The sequence below is a fragment of the Bradyrhizobium sp. GW821-FHT13H05 genome, assembly GCF_058804065.1.
This window is the reverse complement of the sequence record NZ_JBXAPO010000016.1, coordinates 104,377-126,587: the sequence shown is the minus strand read 5'-3', so window position 1 is coordinate 126,587 and position 22,211 is coordinate 104,377. Positions and strand designations below refer to the sequence as shown.

The following is a 22,211-nucleotide window of genomic DNA, read 5'->3' as shown; positions in this document are numbered from 1 at the left end:
TCGCATCTCTTCGGGTTCGCTCGAGAGGAAGGTGTCGATGGACCGTTTATTGCGTAGATTTCTGACTCAATTCATCCGCCGCGGGTCGATGACGGTGACCACGGCAAAGGGATCGAAATTCACCGTCGGCGACGGCTCGGGCAAACCGGTCGCAGTCCGCTTCGTCACCGCTGACGCGGAGCGAAAGATCCTCGTCAATCCCGAACTCGGGCTTGGCGAGGCCTATATGGACGGCGAGTTCGTCGTCGAACGCGGCACCATAGCTGATGCCCTCGCAATCCTGCTCGATCAACCCGACCTATTGCCGCAGTGGGCAAAGCCCTGGTGGCACCTGCGCTATCTGACGCGGCATTTGAAGCAGTTCAATCCGCGTTCGCGCGCCCGCAAAAACGTCGCGCACCACTACGATCTCGATGCGCGGCTCTATTCGCTCTTTCTCGACGCCGACAAGCAATATAGCTGCGCCTATTTCGAGACGCCGGAGGCAACGCTCGACGACGCGCAGCTCGCCAAGAAGCGGCACATCGCCGCGAAGCTGCGCGTCAAGGGGGGCCAGCGCGTGCTCGACATCGGCTCGGGCTGGGGCGGGCTCGGGCTCTATCTCGCCGAAATCGCGGGCGCCGACGTCACCGGCGTCACACTGTCGACCGAGCAGTTGCAGGTCGCGAGTGCGCGCGCGAACGAGAAGGGCCTGACCGGATCAGCACGCTTCCTGCTCCAGGACTATCGCGACATCGACGGCCCGTTCGACCGCATCGTCTCGGTCGGCATGTTCGAGCATGTCGGGGCGAGATTCTACGACGCCTACTTCCAGCGCTGCGCCGAACTCCTGAGCGAGGACGGCGTCATGCTGCTGCACTCGATCGGCCGTTCGCAAGGGCCAGATTCGACCAATCCCTGGATCGCCAAATACATCTTCCCCGGCGGCTACATCCCCGCACTGTCGGAGGTGCTGCCGGCGATCGAGCGCGCGGGCCTTCTGGTCTGCGACATCGAGATCCTGCGCCTGCATTATGCCGAGACGCTGAAGGCCTGGCGCGAGCGCTTCATGGCGCGCCGCGAGGAAGCCGTGCAGCTCTACGACGAGCGCTTCGCGCTGATGTGGGAGTTTTATCTGGCGGCTAGCGAGATGACGTTCCGCAAGCAGGACATGATGAACTTCCAGATCCAGCTCACCAAGCGTCAGGGCGTGGTGCCGATGACCCGTGACTACATCATGCACGAGGAAACGCGCCTGCGAGCGATCGAAGGCGGCGCCAGGCCTAGGCTGAAGCTGGCTGGTGAATAGACCCTAGTGACGCAAGGTCGAAATCGGGGATGACCGGAAAGAGGCCGTTAACGCCAATTGCGCCCGAAATTCGTCGAGAATCTCGGGTGCGACCGGCTGGCGTCTGACCTCGGGCTGTTCGGCGTGCTGCATGGCCGCGATCAGCCCGGACAGCCAAAGCCGGCTGCCTGCCTCGCTTCGCCAAATCTGGTGCTGCCGTTCTGGCCGCATCGCTTGCCTCGTTCCCTGTTGGCGGGTCTGGGACAATCCCCTGCCCGCCTGCCTGTTCCGGCTGTACCCCGAAAGAATCCGGAGAGATGTGATCTGCTTCACATAAGTCTGGTCGGCACTGGCTTAGACCGTCGCCATGAGCAAACAGACCCAAACCTCATTCGACGTGCAGGACGACCTCCGCACCGACTACGCCCTGATCGCCACCGGCGTCGGAGCGGCCCTGGTTGCGCTGGTCTACCTCCTGCTGGTTTGAATCCGAGCCGAAAGCTCCCGGCGCGTGCCTTTTGGCGCGCTATTCGATACGTCTTCGCGCCAACTCATTAGGTTCACGGTTTCAGGATTTTTCCGTGGCGTCGTCGCGGCCGCTTTCGCGGTCGGACGAGTTCCGCAAAATCCGTCAAGCGCGGCGCGTGCTGCGGCTGCTAATCATCCACCATTTTAACTGAGCGGTTGATAGCGGTCAGCTTTCGCTTCCGCTTTGGCTTGAGGCGGCGCTTTATCCCGGCCCCGCATCCGCCCCAGAAAATTGCTATCGCTCGACCATGGCCCTGACTGATTCGAACGTCCTCAAACTCGCGCCCGAAGCCGGAACTCCCGCCTATCGGAGCGCGCCGCATAATATCGAGGCGGAACAGAGCCTTCTGGGCGCGATCCTGGTCAACAACGACGCTTTCTATCGTGTCTCCGACTTCCTCGAGCCGAAGCATTATTTCGAGCCGCTGCACCAGACCATCTACGAGACCGCCGGCAGCCTGATCCGGATGGGCAAGATCGCCACGCCCGTCACACTGAAGACGTTCCTGCCCGCCGACACCGATGTCGGCGGCATGACCATCGGGCAATATCTGGCACGCCTGGCCGCTGAAGCGACCACCATCATCAACGCCCAGGACTACGGCCGCACCATCTATGATCTGGCGCTGCGCCGCGACCTCATCGGCATCGGCGAGGACATGGTCAATGTCGCCTATGACGCCCCGGTGGACTTTGCGCCGCGGGCACAGATCGAGGACGCCGAGCGGCGCCTCTACGAGCTCGCCGAGTCCGGCCGCTATGACGGCGGCTTCCAGAAATTCTCGCAGGCGTTGGCGGTCGCGGTCGATCTCGCGGCAAAGGCGTTCCAGCGCGACGGCAAGCTGTCGGGCATCTCGACGGGTATGCGCGACCTCGACACCAAGATGGGCGGCCTGCAGCACTCCGATCTCATCATCGTGGCCGGACGCCCGGGCATGGGCAAGACGTCGCTGGCGACCAACATCGCCTACAATGTCGCACGAGCCTACGTTCCGGAAATCCAGGCCGACGGCACCACGAAGGCCGCCAATGGCGGCGTCATCGGCTTCTTCTCCTGCGAAATGTCGGCCGACCAGCTCGCCACGCGTATCGTGGCCGAGCGCACCGGCGTTCCCTCTTCCCACATCCGCCGCGGCGGCATCTCGGAAGCCGATTTCGAGAAGATCCGGGAGGTCTCGATCGAGCTGCAATCGCTGCCTTTCTATGTCGACGCAACTGGTGGCCTGTCGATCGCGCAACTGATGGCGCGTGCGCGCCGGCTGAAGCGACAGAAGGGCCTCGACCTGCTCGTGATTGACTACATCCAGCTGTTGTCGGGCTCGGGCAAGCGGAGCGACAACCGCGTCCAGGAAATCACGGAGATCACGACCAGCCTGAAGGCGCTCGCCAAGGAGCTCAACGTTCCCGTGATCGCGCTGTCCCAGCTCTCACGCCAGGTCGAATCCCGCGACGACAAACGGCCGCAGCTCTCTGACTTGCGCGAATCCGGTTCGATCGAGCAGGACGCCGACGTCGTCCTGTTCGTTTACCGCGAGGAATACTACCTCGCAATGAAGGAGCCCCGCCCAGGCACGCCTGAACACGAGAAGTGGCAGCTCGACATGAGTCTTGCACACGGAAAGGCCGAGGTCATCATCGGCAAGCAGCGTCACGGCCCGACCGGCACCGTCGATTTGGCGTTCGAAGCCTCGGTCACCAGGTTCGGCGACCTCGCGCCTGACAGCCAGATGCCGGCTCGCAGCGGCAACGACTACTGAGTTCCTTGAACCAGGCCTGCCTCTTGCGTAAAACGGCGCCATGACAATGGCGTCCGACCCGAAAATGATCCCGCAATCCGGCCTTCTCTCAGCGGAGGCCAATCAGGCTGCCGCACTCGCGTCCTATGGCGGCGTGCTCACCGTCGATCTCGACGCCATCATCGCCAACTGGCGCAAGCTCGAGAAGACGGCGGTGCCGGCCGAATGCTCGGCGGTGATCAAGGCCGACGCCTATGGCTGCGGCGCCGCGCAGGTCTCGCGGGCCCTGAGCAAAGCCGGCTGCAAGACGTTCTTCGTCGCCACCATCGAGGAGGCCCGCAACGTCCGTGCAGCGGTGCCGGAAGCCGCGATCTACGTGCTCGGCGGCTATTTCCAGAACACCGGCGAGCACTACGCCAGCATCAACTGCCGCCCGGTGATCGGCGATCTCAACGAGCTCGCTGAATGGGACGTGTTCTGCCGCCGCACGGGCTGGAACGGGGGCGCCGCTGTTCACATCGACACCGGCATGAACCGGCTCGGGCTCACGTTATCGGAAGCGCAGGCCATCATCCCCCGCATCAATGCCGGCGATCACGGCATCACGCTGGTGATGAGCCATCTGGTCTCGGCCGAGCAGCTCAACAACCCGGTCAATGCAAAACAGCTTGCTGCCTTCCGCGGCATCGCCAGCGAATTCTCCGGCGTGCCGGCGGCGCTCGCCAACTCCTCCGGCATCTTCCTCGGCGCGCCCTTTCAGTTCGACCTGGTGCGGCCGGGCGCCGCGCTTTACGGCGTCAACCCGACGCCGGAGGCCGACAATCCGATGCAGCCGGTCGTCGACCTCAAGGCGCGCATCGTGCAGATCCGCAATGTCGAGCGCGGCGAGAGTGTCGGTTATGGCGGCACCTGGACCGCACGGCGGCCGACCAAGCTCGCGATCATCGCGGTCGGATACGCCGACGGCTATTTCCGCGCCGCCAGCTCAAACGACGGCACCCGCGGCGCCGAGGTGATCGTCGCCGGCAAGCGTTGCCCGGTCGCGGGCCGCGTCTCCATGGACCTGATCGCGATCGACATCACCGATCTGCCACCGAATGCGGCGCGGCGCGGCCACCTGGTGACGCTGCTCGGCGAAGGCATCACCGTCGACGAGCTCGCACATCATTTCGGCACGATCGGCTATGAGGTGCTGACCAGCCTCGGACCTCGCTATGCCCGCATCTACAAGGGCGGCAATGTGGTGGAGCCGCTGGCAAAGCCGGAGCCCGCGCAAGCGGCCGAGCAGCCGCCGATCGAGCAGCCCGCGAGCCCGCCACCGCTGCCGAGCTAGCAGGCGAATTCTCGTGCCCCGGACGCAGCGCAGTACGCCGCCCTTCGCGGGGTCGTGCGCTGCAGAGCCGGGGCCCAGCATTTGTGGTGAGGTGGGTCCCGGCTCTGCGCCGCACCGCTTCGCGCTGCGCCGCGTCCGGGACACGAGAGCGGTGCTTACTTCTTCTTCCTGCTGTCGAGCGCCGCCTTGCAGGTCGCGCTCAGCTGGTCGCGCTTGCCGTTGAGGCAGGCGACGATGCCGCCGCCTGGTGCGATACCGGCACAGAATTTGTCGTAATCCGCCTTGCACGCGCCGCGCGGATCGGACGATTGTGCCGAAGCCGCTCCGGAGATCGCGGCAACGACGACGAAAGCAGCAAAGCTCAACTTGGACATTGTATCTCCGGTGACGGAAGGCAGGAGCCGGTAGCTCTACATGAAGATCGCGACATTCAACATCAACAACATCAACCGCCGCCTGCCCAATTTGCTCGCATGGATGCGCGCGGCGAAGCCCGATGTCGTCGCACTTCAGGAGTTGAAGGCAAGTGATGGCGAATTTCCGGTCGCCGCCATCGAAAAGGCCGGCTACGGCGCAGTCTGGCGCGGACAAAAGACATGGAACGGCGTCGCCATCCTCGCCCGCAACGCCGAGCCCATCCTCACGCGCGACCGGTTGCCGGGAAAACCTGGAGATCACGAAGCCCGCTACATCGAGGCCGCCGTGCGCGGCATCATCGTCACCAGCATCTACCTGCCGAACGGCAATCCCCAGCCCGGACCGAAATTCGACTACAAGCTCGACTGGTTCGCGCGCCTCAAGCGTCACGCCAAAACCTTCATCAAGCAGGACCTCCCCGTCGTGCTCGCCGGCGACTACAACGTCGCCCCGACCGAGGCGGACATCTATCCGACGCGCTCATGGGACAAGGATGCGTTGATCCAGCCGAAGAGCCGCGCGGCCTTTGCCTCCCTCGTCGAGCAAGGCTGGTGCGATGCGATCCGCGAGCTGCACCCGGACAAGCGCATCTACACCTTCTGGGACTACAAGCGAAACCGCTGGCCGCGCGATGCGGGACTGCGGCTCGATCATCTGTTGCTCAGCCCCGCCCTCGTCTCACGGCTGGTCAAGGCCGGCGTCGACAAGAAGGTTCGGGGCGAGGACGGCGCGAGCGATCACGCGCCGGCGTGGGTGATGTTGAGGCCGCGATGACGGTGCCGTGGGGTGGATGAGCCGAAGTCGTAATCCACCACTTCTGTTTCTGCGGATACAAACAGTGGTGGACTACGCTGCGCTGATCCAGCCTACGAATTACCGCCCGTAATAGTCCTGCACCGTATCCCACGCCGCTTTCTGCAGCAGCTCCACCGTCGGCGCATCCAGGCCCATCGTGTAGGCGTTACCAACCGGCGAGCGGCCGGTCAGCGCGGCAAGCGTCACGCACGTCGCCAGATAGGTGCCGGCGGGACTCGGATGCCGCTTGTCCGGCGCATAGAGATTGAGCTCGGGCTGGAGCTTGCGCACGCGTGCAAAGGCGAGGCCTGCGGGAATGACCAACGCATCATTGGCATTGCCCGCCACCGTGTAGGCTTCGGCGAGCCCCTCCGTCATGTCCGGCTTGTCGGCATAGGCCCAGGACATGAAAAACACCGGCCGCATGCCGTGGGCGCGAACGATCTCGCTGTCCTTCCTGGCGAAGGTCGTGAACGCGTCCTTCAACTGCGGATGGATTGGGCACTGGCTGCAATCCATCATCACGACGGCGTCGAACTGCTTGCCCGGCTTGTTGAAGACGACGACGTTCTGGTCGTCGAAGGAATAGGCGCCGATGCCGCCCGGACGCAGCAGATTGTCCATGTCGTGCCAGTCGAGGCCGGAGCCGCCGATCGTCGCCATGGTGTTGCGATACGCCGCCTTGTTCTCGGCGTCGGCCGCCCGCTCCATGAAGGAGAGATGCCCGGGCATGCCGTTGTTGTAGTAGAAGAAGCTGTTGCCGACGAACAAAGCGGCCTTGGGGAAGTCAGGTCCTGATGTCGTGACCTTCGGCCTGGTCTGCGCCTGTGCATTGAAGCCCACTACAACGCTCAGACACATCGCGAGCATCACTCGCGCAAAAAGACGCATCATGGCTTCCTCCCTTTATTCTCGGGCCGGAACCAAATCAGCTTTTCAAAATGGCCTCAAGAGCGCGGACGTGCAGCAGATATGCGCGAGCCCCAAACGCTCACAACAAGTTCTTGCCGTCGATCATGTTGACCGGCACCGCGTCGAGATCGAAATCGTCGAACAGGCGCGCATTCACACCGACCTTGGGATTGTCGAAATCGGGCTTGCCGGTCGACCAGTCCGGCGACTCTGAATAGGTACCGCAGCCACAGCTCGCGCAGAAATGATGCTTGACGGTGCGGCTGCGCCAAAGATAGGTCGCGGCATTTTCCGGCGGGGAAATCAGACGGAATTGCGCCGGCTTGTAATATGCCCACAACACCCCACGCTTGGCGCAGAGCGAACAGGTGCAGCGCGTCACACTCGCGGGCGCCTCCGTCACCTCGAACACCGTCTCACCGCAATGACAGCTTGCCTCGATCGGCATGACCCGCACACTCCATTTTTGTCAGGAGGTGGTCGTAGTCGGCCGCTGCTGCCAACGTGCTGTCAGCAGCGAACCGCCGGCCGGAGACCCTATTTCGCGGACAGCCGCTTGGCGTTGGCCACTACATGCTCGCGATAGCGCTGGATGACCGTGGCCGGTGTCGCGCCTGCGAGCAGGCTCGCGGCGGCCTCGAAGGCTGCAGCGATCTTCTCGCTCACCATCAGCACGGCTTCCTGTCCGGCGGCCTCGTCGCCGTGGCTGAGCTTCTCGCAGCGCAGCCGCACCACTTCGCTGGCCTCAAACGCGAGCATGGCGCCGGCTACCCAAGGAAAGCCGTTGTCGGATCCGCCAAGCACTGCATGGCGGTCAAGCGCGGAGAAGGAGTGTTGGTCGGGCATCGCGGGCCTCAAATTCCTTGAGCGAACGCTTCGATCAATACGCTTCAAATTTGAAGGATCCGGCCGGGGAACCGGTCGGATTGTCGGCCGGCGCGGCACCAGCGGTTAACTACCGAACCGATGTCGATGCGGCTGGGCACGCTTGCCCGCCTCCGGCTACACTTCTCCGATTCCCGGAGCCCCTGCCCTTGGCCTTCCTCTTCGTCCTCATCGTCGGCCTCATCGCCGGCACCATCTCAGGCATTGTCGGCACGGGCTCGTCGATCATGCTGATGCCGGTGCTGGTCTACGCGTATGGGCCGAAGGAGGCCGTGCCGATCATGGCGGTGGCCTCCGTGATGGCGAATTTTTCGCGGATCCTCGCCTGGTGGCGCGAGGTCGACTGGCGGGCCTGCGCGGCCTATTCGGTCACCGGCATTCCGGCCGCAGTCCTCGGCGCGCGCACGCTGCTGGCGCTGCCCTCTCACGCCGTTGATCTTGCCATCGGCATCTTCCTGATCGCGATGGTGCCGGTGCGGCACTGGCTGGCGCGGCACGATCTCAAGGCCAACCTCTGGCATCTCGCGGTCGGCGGCGCCGTGATCGGCTATCTCACCGGCATCGTGGTCTCGACCGGTCCGCTCAGCGTGCCGCTGTTCCTGTTCTACGGCCTGTCCAAGGGCGCGTTCCTTGCAACCGAGGCCGCGGCCTCGCTCGGCCTCTACTTCGCAAAGTCGGTGACGTTCGAACGCTTCGGCGCGCTGACGCAGGAGGTCTTCATCAAGGGCCTGATCGCAGGCTCCTCGCTGATGGCAGGCGCGTTCATCGCAAAGCGCTTCGTGCTGCACCTGAAGCCGGACGCGTTCCGTGTGCTGATGGACGCGATCATGATCGCGGCCGGGCTCTCGATGCTCTGGAACGCGACGCAGCCCTGATCGCGCCGCGCTCAGGCGGCGAATTCGGGCGCTATCGATGGGCTGTCGATGTGGATCCGGCCCTCGGCAGCCTGCCCCTCGAGCCATTGCAGCACGGCCTCGAGCGGCTGCGGCCGCTGATAGAGAAAGCCCTGTCCGAACCTCACGCCCATTTCGCGCATCGCCTGGGCCTGCTCGGCCCGCTCGATGCCTTCGGCCACCAAGGTCAGCCCCAGCGTGTTGGCGAGCGAGGCAATGACGCCGACAATCGCCTTGTCTTCCGCGCTGTCTGGGATCTCCCGGATGAATGCCTTGTCGATCTTGACCTTGTCGAGCGGAAACCGGCGCAAATGGGCAAGCGAGCTGTAGCCCGTGCCGAAATCGTCGAGCGCGATCGTGGCGCCGAGCCGTCGCAGCCGATGCAGGGTCTCGGATGCGCTGGCGATGTTGTTGATCAGCGATCCCTCGGTGATCTCGAGCTCCAGCATTGATGCCGCGACGCCGAAGCGCAGGCAGGTCTCGCGCAGCTCGGCGGCGAGTGAATGATCGGCGAGCTCGGACGGCGGCAGGTTGATGGCGATCCGGATCTGCGGTCTGCCGGCGGCCGCCAGGCGTTGCAGCGCGCAGCAGGCGTCGGTCAGCACATAGCGCGTCAGCCGCGCGTTGTTGCCGCTGCGCTCGATCAGCGGCAGGAATTCGCCGGGACCGATCACACCATGCTCGGGATGGCGCCAGCGAATGAGCGCCTCGAGGCCGACGACAGCCTGGGTCTCGAGGTCGACCAGGCTCTGATACCAGACCTCGAATTGTCCCTCGGCGAAGCCCGCGGGAATGGCGAGCTCCAGATCCCGGCGACGGCGGTAGTCACGCTGGAGCGCTTCGTCCAGCACCGCCACGGTGCCGGGCGCCTTGCTCTTGGCATGGTAGAGCGCGATGTCGGCGAGCGCCGGCAGGTGTGACAGTTCGGGATCACCGGCGCGACGCACCGCAAGGCCGATGCTGGCACGCGGCACGACCTGCTTGTCGTGCAGCCGGATCGGCTCGGAAATCGCGTCCAGCAGCTGGCGCGCGAACGTCTGCGCAGTCGCCTCGTTGCTGACCTCGGGGCGGATGACGACGAATTCGTCGCCGCCGAGCCGCGCGACCCAGTCCTGTAGCGCGACCGCCTCGCGAAGACGCTCGGAAATGCGAACCAGGAACTTGTCGCCGGCATCATGACCAAAGGTGTCGTTGATGCCCTTGAAGTCATCGAGATCGATGAAGCAGAACGCGATCAGCGAGTCCGGCGAGCCGGCGTCCTTGCTCAAGGTCACCAGATGCTCCGACAGCGAGCGGCGGTTGGGCAGCCCCGTCAGTGGATCGTGCGCGGCCATGTGGCCGAGCCGGTCGAGCGCGCCCGATGTCGTGTGCTGCATGGCGTTGAAGGCGTGCGCGAGCTGGCCGAATTCGTTCGACGATGTGATGTCCGCCGGATAGGCCCGCCCATCCTGCTTGCTGCGCTGGATCGCGGACATGATGGCGGCGAGCGGCCGGCCGATGAAGGTGTTGGCCGATATCCGCATCGCAACCACGGTCGCGAATGTTGCGAGCAGGCCGACGACCAGCAGCAGCAGCAGCCGGCTGCCGGTGTTGGCGTAGACCGTCGCGTAGGAATAGGCGATCACGATGCGGCCGGCCTCAACGGCCATGTTGCCGTTGCGGTAGTCGATCGGACGGGAAACCTCCGAGACCGCCTGATCCGAGGGACGCGCGACCACGCGGGCGATCGCAACGCCGGTGTCGTCGTAGACCGCTGCAGCTGCGATGGTCTCGTCGTGCATGATCTCGTTCAGCACGCCCGTGACCTGGTCGTAACGCATCTTCCAGAGCGGTTCGGCGATCAGCTCGGCGCGGCTCTCGGCGGTGCGGGCAACGCGTGCGTCGAGCTGTTTGATCTGCGACCAGAAGCTCGACACCTCGACGCCCGCGGAGGCCAGCAGCTGCACCACCAGCAGCACCGGCACCGTGGCCCAGATCATTGCCCGGACCACCGAGCGCGAGCGTGAAGGCGTCGCCTGCCCGTTGCGATCCGGATCGGTCATGTCGCTATCGTTTCGCATCAGTCGGCGACACCTTCCAGGGGCGCCAGCGACGAGATCAGCGCATCGACGGAGAAGTCATACTGGCCGCAGCGTCCCGCCTTCGCCCTGAACCGCGCAAAATCGATCCGGTCAAAGGCACGGATCTTGATGAGGTCGCCGACCGAGCCGAGATTGGCGCGCGTGATCGCGGATGTCTTGGCCTCGATATGGGGCGTAACCGCCGCGAAATCACAACCGTCGGCATAGTCGCGCAGCAGCACGATCGACCAGCCGCCGAGCAGGAAGTGCCCGCCGTCGGTCAGGAGCAGACGGCCCGCCTTGATCTCGCGCAGCGCGTCGTCCGACCAGTTGAGGCCGACCACCTCGATATTCCGGCCCGGCACGAGGCCGGCAGCGGTTGCCGCGCGAAGCGCGCCGAGCGCCATCGGATCGTTTCCGGCCCATATGCCGGCGGGCCGGATCTCCTTGCGCGAGGCCCAGCCCAGATAATTCGCCGTGACCTGCTCGGCCTCGGACTGTGTCCAGTTGGCGAACAGCATCCGGTCCACCACCACATCGGGCGCGGCGTCCACGGCAAGCTTGAGGCCGGCATTGCGGGCGATCGAGGCCGGCGTGATCTCGTCGCCGCCGATGCCGAGAATGTGGATCTTGCCGTCCGGGCTCTGCCATTTCTCGGCACGCGCCGCGCTGATCAGCGCGTTGGCCATCCGCGCGCCCGCGGTTTGAAGATCGGTCGTGATGTCGCCGAGCCAGGTCTTGAGCTTCTGGCGCGGCGGTCCGAGCCGCACCGCATCCTCGCCGATCAGCGTGTTCGACAGCAGCAGCGTCTTGACCCCGGCGGCCTCAGCCGCCTCCAGGACCGGAACGGCGGCGGATTCCTCGTTCGAGAGAATGAGGAAATCAGGCTTGTCGGGACGTGCCACCACGCCGAGCCCGAGCTCCTGCATGGTGCGGTAATTGCGCTCGCTGGTCAGCACCTCGACATGCGCATTGAGATTGCGGCCAGCGGCCTGCATGGTCTGGGCGACCATGTCCCAATAGACCTCACCGGTCTTGCCGGGGTTCACGAAAACTATGTTGAGGGGTTTTGCGTCGGCCGCGACGGCGCGCCCGCCTGGCGCCAGGACGCCGCAGGCCATGCCCACAGCGAGCATTATGCGCAAAAATATCGTCATTCTTTTCGCCACCCCGTCTCGGTTCCGAAACTGGAGCTGCGTCCGCTAACATTTAGCAAAGTCGGGCGCAGCGCGACGGTCTAGAGCTAACAAAGCGTGTATCGATTGATGTCAATTGCGCTCATTGGGGCGCCGCCTTCCGTGCTATCAGCAATCCTGAAACCCTCGACTCGCTGTCCCCATGGCCAAGAACACACTTTCCTTCGTCTGCCAGAACTGCGGCGCGGCCTATAACCGCTGGCAGGGCAAGTGCGAGTCCTGCGGCGAGTGGAATACGCTCGCCGAGGAGGACGCGACCGGCAGCGTGCCGGTGTCGATCCGCTCCAAGCGTAAGGGACGAACGTTCGCGCTGGAGAGCCTTGCCGGCAAAAGCCCGGATGCGCCGCGTCTGTCCTCAGGCATGACCGAGCTCGACCGCGTCACCGGCGGCGGTTTTGTCCGCGGCTCGGTGCTGCTGGTCGGCGGCGATCCCGGCATCGGCAAATCGACGCTGCTGACGCAGGCGACCAGCCTGATGGCGCGCGCCGGCCACCGCATCGTCTACATCTCCGGCGAAGAAGCCATCGCCCAGGTGCGGCTACGCGCCGAGCGTCTCGGCCTGTCGGACGCGCCGGTGCAGCTCGCGGCCGAGACCTCGGTGGAAGACATCGTCTCGACGCTGTCGGAAGGCGCGGTGCCGCGGCTGATCGTGATCGACTCGATCCAGACGATGTGGACCGACACGGTGGAATCCGCCCCCGGCACGGTGACGCAGGTGCGTGCCTCGGCGCAGGCGCTGATCCGTTTCGCCAAGAAGACGGGTGCGGCCATCATCCTGGTCGGCCACGTCACCAAGGACGGCCAGATCGCCGGCCCCCGCGTGGTCGAGCACATGGTCGATGCCGTGATGTCCTTCGAGGGCGAAGGTTCGCAGCAATTCCGCATCCTGCGCGCCGTCAAGAACCGTTTCGGCCCGACCGACGAGATCGGCGTGTTCGAGATGACGGGCCTTGGCCTGCGCGAGGTCACCAATCCGTCCGAGCTGTTCCTGTCCGAGCGCGATCTCGGCACGCCCGGCACCGCCGTCTTTGCGGGCATCGAGGGCACGAGGCCCGTTCTGGTCGAATTACAGGCGCTGGTCGCCCCCACCTCGCTCGGCACTCCGCGCCGGGCCGTGGTCGGCTGGGATCAGAGCCGACTCTCCATGGTGCTGGCGGTGCTGGAGGCCCATTGCGGGGTCAAGCTATCAGGCCACGACGTCTATCTGAACGTCGCCGGCGGCCTGCGCATCCACGAACCGGCCGCCGACATGGCTGCTGCGGCCGCGCTGGTTTCGTCGCTGGTTAATGCGCAGTTACCCACCGATGCGGTCTATTTCGGCGAGATTTCACTCTCCGGCGTGATCCGCCCGGTGGCGCAGACCCCGGCCCGGCTCAAGGAAGCGGCAAAACTCGGCTTTCAGCGCGCCGTGCTTCCCGAATCGGCCCGCGGCGGTGATGCCGGCGGCGACGCCGGACTGACCCTGAACGCGGTCAACAGCCTCACGACGCTGGTCGCCGAGATCGCCGCCCGCGGCTCCCGCCGCGGCGACTCGGGCCCGCCGGCGGAGAAAAATGCCACACCGGCAAGATTCCGCCGTGGAGAGGGTTAGGTGGAGGTGACGCCGGAAGCCCCCACCGCTATACAGCCGTCACAAAAGCAGCATGGGATTGCGTGGTTGCGGCCTTGCCGGGAACGCCGTCTGCCCCTCTTTTAGGGCGGCGGCCAAACACCGATTCGCTGAGCACCTTTGAAGTACGAGCGGACCAGACCAGCCGATGCCAGTAACACTCCTCGACCTGATCCTGCTCGGTGTGATGCTGATTTCGGGCCTGCTTGCCATGGTCCGCGGCTTCATGCGCGAAATCCTCTCGATCGCGGCCTGGGGCGCCGCCGCGATCGTGACGCTGTATTCCTTCTCGAAGCTGCTGCCGACCGCAAAAACCTATTTCAACAACGACACCGTCGCGAGCGTGGTCGTGGTCGCCGGCGTGTTCATTGGTACCCTGGTCGTGGTTTCGGTGATCACGGTCCGGATCTCCGACATGATCCTGGATTCGCGCATCGGCGCGCTGGATCGCACCCTCGGCTTCCTGTTTGGCCTGGCTCGCGGGCTTTTGATCGTCGTGGTCGCCTTCCTGTTCTTCACCTGGCTGGTGCCGGACAAGCAGCGCCCGGACTGGGTCACGGGGGCGAAATCCCGCGTGGTGCTCCAGGGAACCGGGGATTGGCTGATGGCCCTCTTGCCTGACGACCCCGAGAACACCATCTTGAAGAGATTCAAGAAAAACAAACCAGATGATGATCAAGCTGATTCCGAACAGCCGCCTGCGGGCAGTGGCGACGGATACAGTAAACCTGCTCGTGACAGCCTGAAGAAGCTGATCGAGAAACCTGCGGCGCGTTGATTAGGCCCTAATAGAGAGGCGCGGACGAGATGCGACACCCTGACCAGGACGCCCAACGTGATCTCGGCCCAGCTGCACTAGAGCTTCAGGACGATTTGGACGGCGATACGCTCCGCGAGGAATGCGGCGTCTTCGGCATCTACGGCCACCCTGACGCCGCCGCCATCACCGCACTCGGCCTCCACGCCCTTCAGCACCGCGGCCAGGAAGCCGCCGGCATCGTCTCCTACGACGGCAGCCGCTTTCACTCAGAAAAGCGCCTGGGCCTCGTCGGCGACACCTTCTCCCGCCGCGAGGTGATCGACCGCCTGCCCGGCAACATGGCGGTCGGCCACGTCCGCTACGCCACGACCGGCGCCACCATCCTGCGCAACGTGCAGCCGCTGTTCGCCGAGCTCAATGCCGGCGGCCTCGCGGTCGCTCACAACGGCAACCTCTCCAACGGCCTGACGCTGCGCCGCGAGCTCGTCAAGAGCGGCGCGATGATGCAGTCGACGTCCGACACCGAGGTGATCCTGCACCTCGTCGCCCGCTCCAGGCGAGCCCGCTTCATCGAGCGCTATATCGACGCGCTGCGCGAGATCGAAGGCGCCTATGCGCTGGTCTCGCTGACCAACAAGAAGCTGGTCGGCGCGCGCGATCCGCGCGGCATCCGCCCGCTGGTGCTGGGCGACCTCGACGGCTGCCCCATCCTGACGTCGGAGACCTGCGCGCTCGACATCATCGGCGCGCGCTTCGTCCGTGAGATCGAGCCCGGCGAAGTCATCGTATTCGACGAGAACGGCCAGGACATCCACAAGCCGTTCCCGCCGATGGCGCCGCGGCCCTGCATCTTCGAATACATCTACTTCTCCCGTCCAGACTCCATCGTCCACGGCCGCTCCGTCTACGAGGTTCGCAAGAATTTTGGCGCGCAGCTCGCGCGCGAGAGCCATGTCGAGGTCGACGTCGTCGTGCCGGTGCCGGATTCCGGCGTGCCCGCCGCGGTCGGCTACAGCCAGCATTCCGGCGTGCCGTTCGAACTCGGCATCATCCGCAACCATTATGTCGGCCGCACCTTCATCCAGCCGACGCAGGCGATCCGCGAGTCCGGCGTGCGCATGAAGCATTCGGCCAACCGCGCCGCGATCGAAGGCAAGCGCATCATCCTGATCGACGACTCGCTGGTGCGCGGCACCACGTCGAAGAAGATCGTGCGCATGATGCGCGACGCCGGCGCCAAGGAAGTGCACTTCCGCCTCGCCTCGCCGCCAATCCTCTATCCCGATTATTACGGCATCGACCTGCCCGACCGCGGCGGCCTGCTGGCCGCGACGCATTCGCTCGAGGAGATGCGCGAGCTCATCGGCGCCGACTCGCTCGCGTTCCTGTCGATCGACGGCATGTACCGCGCAATGGGCGAGCCCGGCCGCGACCCCGCCAATCCGAAGTTTGCGGATCACTGCTTCACCGGGGCGTATCCGACCCACCTCACCGACCAGACCCAGACCGAACAGCAGCCGCGGCAGCTGTCGCTGCTGGCGGAGGCGAGCTGACGCCGAAGGCGTCATCCCGGGGCGCGCGATAGTGCGAACCCGGGATCTCGAGATTGTTTCGTAACCTCCGGATTCCGGCTTCGATGCTGCGCATCGCCCCGGAATGACGTCGTGGTGGGGGCTTGTCCCGGCCATCCACGCCTGTAAAACCCCGCCATGACAAAGCCCCTCGCCGACCGCATCGCTCTCGTCACCGGCGCCTCACGGGGCATCGGTTTTGCTACCGCCAAGGCGCTCGCCAGGGCCGGTGCGCATATCGTTGCGACGGCGCGTACGCAGGGCGGGCTGGAAGAGCTCGACGACGAGATCCGGAAAGACGGCGGCAGCGCTACGCTGGTGCCGCTCAACCTCACCGATTCCGACGGGATCGCGCGGCTCGGCGCTGGTCTGCACGAGCGCTACGGCAAGCTCGACATCCTCATCGGCAATGCCGGCGTGCTCGGCCCCTCCTCGCCGGTCGGCCATATCGAGCTGAAGGCCTTCACCGACGTGATGGCGGTCAACGTCTCCGCGAACTTCCAGCTGATCCGCTGCATGGAGCCGCTGCTGAAGCAGTCGGATGCGGGCCGCGCCGTGTTCATCACCTCGGGCGCGGCCAACAAGGCCACCGCCTATGTCAGCCCCTACGCCGCCTCCAAGGCCGCGCTGGAGACGCTGGCGCGCGCCTGGGCGCAGGAAACGGCGAACACGAAACTGCGCATCAATCTGTTCAATCCCGGCCCGATCCGCACGCGCATGCGCGCCACGCTGATGCCGGGCGAAGATCCGGCGACGCTGGAGACGCCCGAGCAGGTTGCCGAATTCATCGTGCCGATGTGCACGCCCGGCTGGACCGAGACCGGCAAGTTCTACGACTACAAGACCCGCAGCCTGATGAGCTTCCGCGCGCCGGCCTGATTGACTTGGCTGCCTCCCCGCGATTGACTGCCCGCGCTCAAGCGGCAGAAAAGCCGCAAGCCAAAAAGGGAGGTTGCCATGGCAACGTGGTGGAATCGCACAGGCCTCGACCGTGCGCTCGCAAATGGCTCTCACGTCTTCTCCATTCTGATTGCGGCAACCGCGTTCGCATTTCCAAACATTGCGGCCGCAGGCGATGTGCCGACCTTCGCCGTCGATCCCTCCTGGCCCAAGCCGCTGCCGAACAACTGGATCCTCGGCCAGGTCGGCGGCATCACGGTGGACTGGCAGGGCCATATCTGGGTGATCCATCGCCCGCGCTCGCTCACCGATGACGAGAAAGGCGCGAGCCTCAACCCGCCGCGCTCGAAATGCTGCATCTCGGCGCCGCCCGTGCTCGAATTCGACACCGACGGCAACCTCCTGCGCTCGTGGGGCGGTCCGGGCGAAGGCTATGAATGGGTCGGCCGCGAGCACGGCATCGAGGTCGACGAGCGCGGCTTCGTCTGGATCGGCGGCAATGCCGACAATGACAACGCCATTTTGAAGTTCACGCTCGACGGCAAGTTCGTCGCCCAGATCGGCAAGATCGCGCCGAGCCTCGGCAGCAACGACACGACCCAGCTGGGCAAGCCCGCCGAGACCACGATCGACAAGGAGGCGAACGAGATTTACGTCGCCGACGGCTACGGCAATCGCCGCGTCATCGTGTTCGACGCCAGCACGCTCGCCTACAAGCGGCACTGGGGCGCCTACGGCAACAAGCCTGATGACGCCAAGCAGCCGCCTTACGATCCCAAGGCGCCGGTCTCGCAGCAATTCGCCAACCCCGTCCACTGCGTGAAGCTCGCCAATGACGGCCTCGTCTATGTCTGCGACCGCATCAACAACCGCATCCAGGTGTTCAAGAAGGACGGCAGCTTCGTGAAGGAGTTCTTCTTCGAGAAGAACACGCTCGGCAACGGGGCGGTGTGGGACATCGCGATCTGGCCCGACCCGAAGCAGACCTATTTGCTCAGCGCCGACGGCGAGAACAACGAGATCCGCATCATCAAGCGCGAGGACGGCAGCGTGGTCGGCAGCTTCGGGCATAACGGCCGCAACGCCGGTCAATTCCACTGGGTGCATGCCATGGCGGTCGACGCCAAGGGTAACGTCTATACCGCCGAGGTCGATACCGGAAAACGGATCCAGAAATTCAAGCTGACGTCGGACGCGCTGAAATAGCGTCTTGACGCATTTTGCCCAAAAGTTAACCGACGGATGACGCTACGACGCAGCGTCATCCGGCTTTAGGCGCATTGCCGCAAGGCCTGGGACACGGTAGAGCCATCAGCCGGACCAAGGCTCCGCAAGAGAGCCGTTCGCATATTTCACAATGGAGGAAACCTTTTATGACGACGTTCGCGCGCCGCTATGCGGCCCTTCTGGCTTGTGCCGCTTTCGGTTTTGCAACATCCGCGTCCGCCCAGGACAAGACCGTCACCATCGGCGTGCTCAACGACATGTCGAGCCTCTACGCCGACATTGGCGGCCCCGGTGCGGTGGCGGCCATCAACATGGCGGTGGAGGATTCCGGCCTGCGCGCCAAGGGCTGGAAGATCGACGTCATCAGCGGCGATCATCAGAACAAGCCCGACGTCGGCGTCAACATCGCGCGGCAGTGGATCGACACCCAGAAGGTCGACGTGATCGCCGACACGCCAAACTCCGGCGTGGCGCTGGCCGTCAGCAACGTCGTCAAGGAGAAGAACGCCGTCCTGCTCAACAATGGCGGCGCCAGCGCCGACCTCACCGGCAAGGCCTGCAACGCCAACACCATCTCCTACACCTACGACACCTACATGCTCGCCAACGGCACCGGCAAGGCGCTGACCAAGGCCGGCGGCGACACCTGGTTCTTCCTCACCGCCGACTACGCCTTCGGCGCCGCGCTCGAGCGTGACACCAGTGCGGTCGTCACCGCCAACGGCGGCAAGGTGCTCGGCGGCGTCAAGCATCCGCTCAACACGTCGGACTTCTCGTCCTTCCTGCTCCAGGCGCAGAATTCGAAGGCGAAGATCGTCGGCCTCGCCAACGCCGGCGGCGACACCACCAACTCGATCAAGCAGGCGGCCGAATTTGGCATCGTCGAAGGCGGCCAGAAGCTCGCCGCGCTGCTTCTGTTCATCAACGACGTCCACTCGCTCGGCCTGAAGACCGCCCACGGCCTCACCTTCACCGAATCCTTCTACTGGGACCTCAACGAGGGTACGCGTGCCTTCTCGAAGCGCTTCCAGGAGAGGGTCGCCAACAAGGCGATGCCCTCGATGACCCAGGCCGGCAACTACGCCGCCGTGCTGCATTATCTCAAGACGCTCGATGCCCTCGGCGGCAACCCGCATGACGGCGCCAAGGTCGTCGCCAAGATGAAGGAAATTCCGACCGACGATCCGCTGTTCGGCAAGGGTCCGCTCCGCGAGGACGGCCGCCGTATCATTCCGGCCTATCTGTTCGAGGTGAAGAAGCCGGAGGAATCGAAGGGACCGTGGGACTATTACAAGCTGATCGCGACCATCTCGGCGGAAGATGCCGCCAAGCCGCTCAAGGACAGCGAGTGCCCGCTGGTGAAGAAGTGACCGCGTAGCGGTCATCCCGCGGCGATGCGACGCATCGAACCCGGGATCTCGAGATTCCGGGTCTGGTGCTAACGCACCAGCCCGGAATGACGCTCATCGGCCAGCGCCCGCATCGCGATTCCCACACACATCACCATCAACACACCCGCCAGCAGGAACGGCGCGCCGGGCAGATGCAGCGGCGCGCTGGCGCCGATGAAGTACGAAAACGTCAGCGTGAACAGGAATGGGCCGACAAGCTGCGACACGCTCTGCACGCTCGCGGTCGCGCCCTGCAGCTGGCCCTGCTGATCGGGCGCGACCAGCCGCGTCATCAGCGATTGCATCGCGGCGCCCGAGATACCCCACAGCGACATCACGGGAATACCGATCCAGAACAGCGGCCCGGTCGGCGCCGCGCCGAAGATCACGAAGCCGACCGCGCCACAGCACAGGCCCATCACCAGCGCGTTGCGCTCGCCGAGCACGCGCACGATCGGGCCGATCGCGAGCCCCTGCACCACCATGGCGCAGACGCCGACCATCGCGAGCGTCAACCCCACCGTCCTGGAATCCCAGCCATAGCGATAGGTCGCATAGAGCACGAAGGTCGAGGGCAGCACGACATGCGCGACCTGCGCGATGAAGTTGACGACCGACAATCCGGCCAGCGCCACGTTGGTGCGCAGCAGACGTAGCGCCCCGACGGGATTGGCGCTGGTCCAGCGGAACGGCGCGCGCTTCTCCTGCGCCAGCGATTCCGGCAGGACGAAGAGCCCATAGAGCGCATTGGCAAAGCTGAGAGCGGCCGAGGCCCAGAACGGCAGCCGCGGATCGATATCGCCGAGCAGCCCGCCGAGCGCAGGGCCGAGAATGAAGCCGGCGCCGAAGGCCGCGCCGATCCTGCCGAAGACCGCCGCGCGCCGCTCCGGCGGCGTGATGTCTGCGATGTAGGCAAAGGCGGTCGAGATACTTGCCGAGGTGATGCCCGAAATGACACGACCGACGAACAGCCACGCCAGCGACGGCGCCAGCGCCATCAGCACATAGTCGGCGGAGAGCCCGAAATTCGACAGCAGCACCACCGGCCGCCGTCCGAAGCGATCCGACAGCGCACCGAGCACCGGCGAGAACACGAACTGCATCAGTGCCCAGGCGGTACCGAACAGGCCGAAGATGCGCGCCGCATGCGCGGTATCGTTGCCGACAAAACTCTCGATCAGTTTCGGCAGGATCGGCATGATCACGCCGAGCGCGAGCATGTCGAGCAGGATGGTCACGAAGATGAAGGCGACGGCACCGCGCCGGACCGGCGCAGCGCCTTGCGCCGTCGCCTCGCCGGCATCGTTGCTCACGACGGCCGCTTGCGCTTGTGGGCGAAGGGGTTGGCCTTTTCACGGAGAGTGATGCGCACCGGTGTACCCGGCAGCTCGAAAGCCTCGCGCATGGAGTTGACGAGGTAGCGCAGATAGGACTGCGGCACCGCGTCCGCGCGCGAGCAGAACAGCACGAAGCTCGGCGGGCGGGCTTTGGTCTGCGTGATGTAGTTCAGTTTCAGCCTGCGGCCCGAGACGGCCGGCGGCGGATTGGCCTGGACTGCCTGCTCGAACCAGCGGTTCAGCGCCGCAGTCGACACGCGCCTGTTCCAGAGCGCGTAGGCGTCCTGGATGGCCTGCATCAGGCGATCGATCCCTTCGCCCATCAAACCGGAGACGGCCACGATCGGCACGCCCTTGACCTGCGGCAGCAAGTGGTCGGCATCGCGGCGCAGGCCCGAGATGGCGCCGCCACCTTTGCTTTCCATCAGGTCCCATTTGTTGACGGCGAGAACGACCGCGCGGCCCTCGCGCTCGATCAGATCGGCGATGCGGAGGTCCTGCTCCTCGAAGCGGTTCTGCGCGTCCATCATCATCACGACGACTTCGGCAAAGCGCACCGCGCGCAACGCGTCCGCAACCGAGAGCTTTTCCAGCTTCTCCTCGATGCGCGATCGCCGGCGCAGGCCAGCGGTGTCGAACACGCGAAATTCGCGGCCCTTCCAGTTGATCTCGACCGCAATGGAATCCCGCGTGGTGCCGGCCTCCGGGCTGGTCAGCAGGCGCTCCTCGCCGAGCAGGTGATTGATGAATGTCGACTTGCCGGCATTGGGCCGGCCGACGATGGCGACCCGGATCGGACGCGTCGCGGCCTCTTCCTCGGTGAGTGGCTCGTCGTCTTCATCCTCATCTTCGACGACGGGCTCCGGCATCAGCTTGGCGAGCGCGTCGTAGAGTTCGCCCATGCCCTCGCCGTGCTCGGCTGAGATCTGGATGGGATCGCCGAGGCCGAGCGCGAAGGACTCCATCGCGCCGATATCGCCGTGCTTACCCTCGCTCTTGTTGGCGACCAGCAGCACGGGCTTGTTGGCCTTGCGGGCGAAATCGGCAAAGGCGCGATCGTTAGGTGTAAGGCCGATGCGTGCATCGACGACGAAGAACAGCGCATCGGCCTGCGCGATCGCGGCCTCGGTCTGCTCCTGCATACGCGCGGTCAGCGAGCCTTTGGCGCCCTCGTCGAGGCCGGCGGTATCGATGATCGTGAATTCGAGATCGCCAAGCCTGGCCTCTCCCTCGCGGCGGTCGCGGGTGACGCCCGGCAAATCATCGACGAGCGCGAGCTTCTGCCCAACCAGGCGGTTGAACAGCGTCGATTTGCCGACATTGGGCCGGCCGATAATGGCAATCGTGAAGGACATCGGTCATTCGTGCGCTGCGAAGGCCGCGCCTGTCAATGC

At 64.9% G+C, this 22,211-nt stretch carries 19 protein-coding genes; 11 read left to right on the top strand and 8 right to left on the bottom strand.

Features of this window, described 5'->3' with window-relative positions:
* Positions 1–37: 37 nt before the first annotated feature.
* The 3 genes from AC1RR3_RS32670 (at position 38) to alr (ending at position 4,864) form a co-directional block, all read left to right on the top strand.
* Positions 38–1,288: a cyclopropane fatty acid synthase gene (locus AC1RR3_RS32670; protein ID WP_492828412.1), complete on the top strand. Its 1,251-nt coding sequence runs from the start codon at positions 38–40 to the stop codon at positions 1,286–1,288.
* A gap of 755 nt (positions 1,289–2,043) precedes the next feature.
* Positions 2,044–3,552 (top strand): replicative DNA helicase, encoded by a 1,509-nt coding sequence (locus AC1RR3_RS32665; RefSeq protein ID WP_492828410.1) that lies wholly within the window; start codon positions 2,044–2,046, stop codon positions 3,550–3,552.
* Positions 3,553–3,598: 46 nt separating this feature from the next.
* The gene (gene alr, locus AC1RR3_RS32660) at positions 3,599–4,864 is read left to right on the top strand and encodes an alanine racemase (protein WP_492828534.1); all 1,266 of its coding nucleotides are present in this window, start codon (positions 3,599–3,601) and stop codon (positions 4,862–4,864) included.
* Between the two features lie 155 nt (positions 4,865–5,019).
* Here the strand turns inward: alr and AC1RR3_RS32655 are convergent, their stop codons facing one another.
* Positions 5,020–5,238: a cysteine rich repeat-containing protein gene (locus AC1RR3_RS32655; protein ID WP_492828408.1), complete on the bottom strand. Its 219-nt coding sequence runs from the start codon at positions 5,236–5,238 to the stop codon at positions 5,020–5,022.
* Between the two features lie 40 nt (positions 5,239–5,278).
* Here AC1RR3_RS32655 and AC1RR3_RS32650 point away from each other — a divergent pair, with 40 nt between their 5' ends.
* Entirely contained in the window at positions 5,279–6,055 is a 777-nt protein-coding gene (locus AC1RR3_RS32650; RefSeq protein ID WP_492828406.1) for an exodeoxyribonuclease III, read from the top strand.
* Positions 6,056–6,154: 99 nt separating this feature from the next.
* Here AC1RR3_RS32650 and AC1RR3_RS32645 read toward each other — a convergent pair whose 3' ends face one another.
* The 3 genes from AC1RR3_RS32645 to AC1RR3_RS32635 form a co-directional block, all read right to left on the bottom strand.
* Entirely contained in the window at positions 6,155–6,970 is an 816-nt protein-coding gene (locus tag AC1RR3_RS32645) for a hypothetical protein (RefSeq protein WP_492828404.1), read from the bottom strand.
* Positions 6,971–7,067: 97 nt separating this feature from the next.
* On the bottom strand, positions 7,068–7,436 hold the full coding sequence (locus AC1RR3_RS32640; RefSeq protein WP_492828402.1) for a GFA family protein: 369 nt from the start codon (positions 7,434–7,436) through the stop codon (positions 7,068–7,070).
* 89 nt (positions 7,437–7,525) lie between these two features.
* Positions 7,526–7,834, bottom strand: a complete 309-nt coding sequence (locus tag AC1RR3_RS32635) for a hypothetical protein (RefSeq protein WP_492828400.1) — start codon at positions 7,832–7,834, stop codon at positions 7,526–7,528.
* A 188-nt stretch (positions 7,835–8,022) separates the two neighbouring features.
* Between AC1RR3_RS32635 and AC1RR3_RS32630 the strand changes: the two genes are divergently transcribed.
* Positions 8,023–8,748 (top strand): sulfite exporter TauE/SafE family protein, encoded by a 726-nt coding sequence (locus AC1RR3_RS32630; protein WP_492828398.1) that lies wholly within the window; start codon positions 8,023–8,025, stop codon positions 8,746–8,748.
* A gap of 11 nt (positions 8,749–8,759) precedes the next feature.
* Here AC1RR3_RS32630 and AC1RR3_RS32625 read toward each other — a convergent pair whose 3' ends face one another.
* The gene (locus AC1RR3_RS32625; RefSeq protein ID WP_492828396.1) at positions 8,760–10,826 is read right to left on the bottom strand and encodes a putative bifunctional diguanylate cyclase/phosphodiesterase; all 2,067 of its coding nucleotides are present in this window, start codon (positions 10,824–10,826) and stop codon (positions 8,760–8,762) included.
* Complete coding sequence (locus AC1RR3_RS32620) at positions 10,826–11,983, bottom strand: ABC transporter substrate-binding protein (protein ID WP_492828394.1); 1,158 nt, start codon at positions 11,981–11,983, stop codon at positions 10,826–10,828. The genes AC1RR3_RS32625 and AC1RR3_RS32620 overlap by 1 nt, the downstream gene beginning before the upstream one ends.
* Positions 11,984–12,164: 181 nt before the next feature.
* Here AC1RR3_RS32620 and radA point away from each other — a divergent pair, with 181 nt between their 5' ends.
* The 6 genes from radA (at position 12,165) to AC1RR3_RS32590 (ending at position 19,459) form a co-directional block, all read left to right on the top strand.
* Positions 12,165–13,613 (top strand): DNA repair protein RadA, encoded by a 1,449-nt coding sequence (gene radA, locus AC1RR3_RS32615; protein ID WP_492828392.1) that lies wholly within the window; start codon positions 12,165–12,167, stop codon positions 13,611–13,613.
* Positions 13,614–13,779: 166 nt separating this feature from the next.
* Positions 13,780–14,409, top strand: coding sequence for a CvpA family protein (locus tag AC1RR3_RS32610; protein ID WP_492828390.1), 630 nt, complete (start codon positions 13,780–13,782; stop codon positions 14,407–14,409).
* Between the two features lie 29 nt (positions 14,410–14,438).
* Positions 14,439–15,944, top strand: coding sequence for an amidophosphoribosyltransferase (gene purF, locus AC1RR3_RS32605; protein ID WP_492828388.1), 1,506 nt, complete (start codon positions 14,439–14,441; stop codon positions 15,942–15,944).
* Positions 15,945–16,100: 156 nt separating this feature from the next.
* Complete coding sequence (locus AC1RR3_RS32600; RefSeq protein ID WP_492828386.1) at positions 16,101–16,841, top strand: SDR family NAD(P)-dependent oxidoreductase; 741 nt, start codon at positions 16,101–16,103, stop codon at positions 16,839–16,841.
* 78 nt (positions 16,842–16,919) lie between these two features.
* Complete coding sequence (locus AC1RR3_RS32595; protein WP_492828384.1) at positions 16,920–18,068, top strand: NHL repeat-containing protein; 1,149 nt, start codon at positions 16,920–16,922, stop codon at positions 18,066–18,068.
* Between the two features lie 167 nt (positions 18,069–18,235).
* Positions 18,236–19,459: an ABC transporter substrate-binding protein gene (locus tag AC1RR3_RS32590; protein WP_492828382.1), complete on the top strand. Its 1,224-nt coding sequence runs from the start codon at positions 18,236–18,238 to the stop codon at positions 19,457–19,459.
* A gap of 68 nt (positions 19,460–19,527) precedes the next feature.
* Here AC1RR3_RS32590 and AC1RR3_RS32585 read toward each other — a convergent pair whose 3' ends face one another.
* Together AC1RR3_RS32585 and der are read right to left on the bottom strand one after the other, a co-directional pair.
* Positions 19,528–20,793 carry a TCR/Tet family MFS transporter gene (locus AC1RR3_RS32585; protein ID WP_492828380.1) on the bottom strand — a complete coding sequence of 422 codons (1,266 nt, stop codon included), beginning with the start codon at positions 20,791–20,793 and terminating at the stop codon, positions 19,528–19,530.
* Positions 20,790–22,172 carry a ribosome biogenesis GTPase Der gene (der, locus tag AC1RR3_RS32580; RefSeq protein ID WP_492828378.1) on the bottom strand — a complete coding sequence of 461 codons (1,383 nt, stop codon included), beginning with the start codon at positions 22,170–22,172 and terminating at the stop codon, positions 20,790–20,792. Before der ends, AC1RR3_RS32585 begins: the two co-directional genes overlap by 4 nt.
* Between the last annotated feature and the right edge of the window lie 39 nt (positions 22,173–22,211).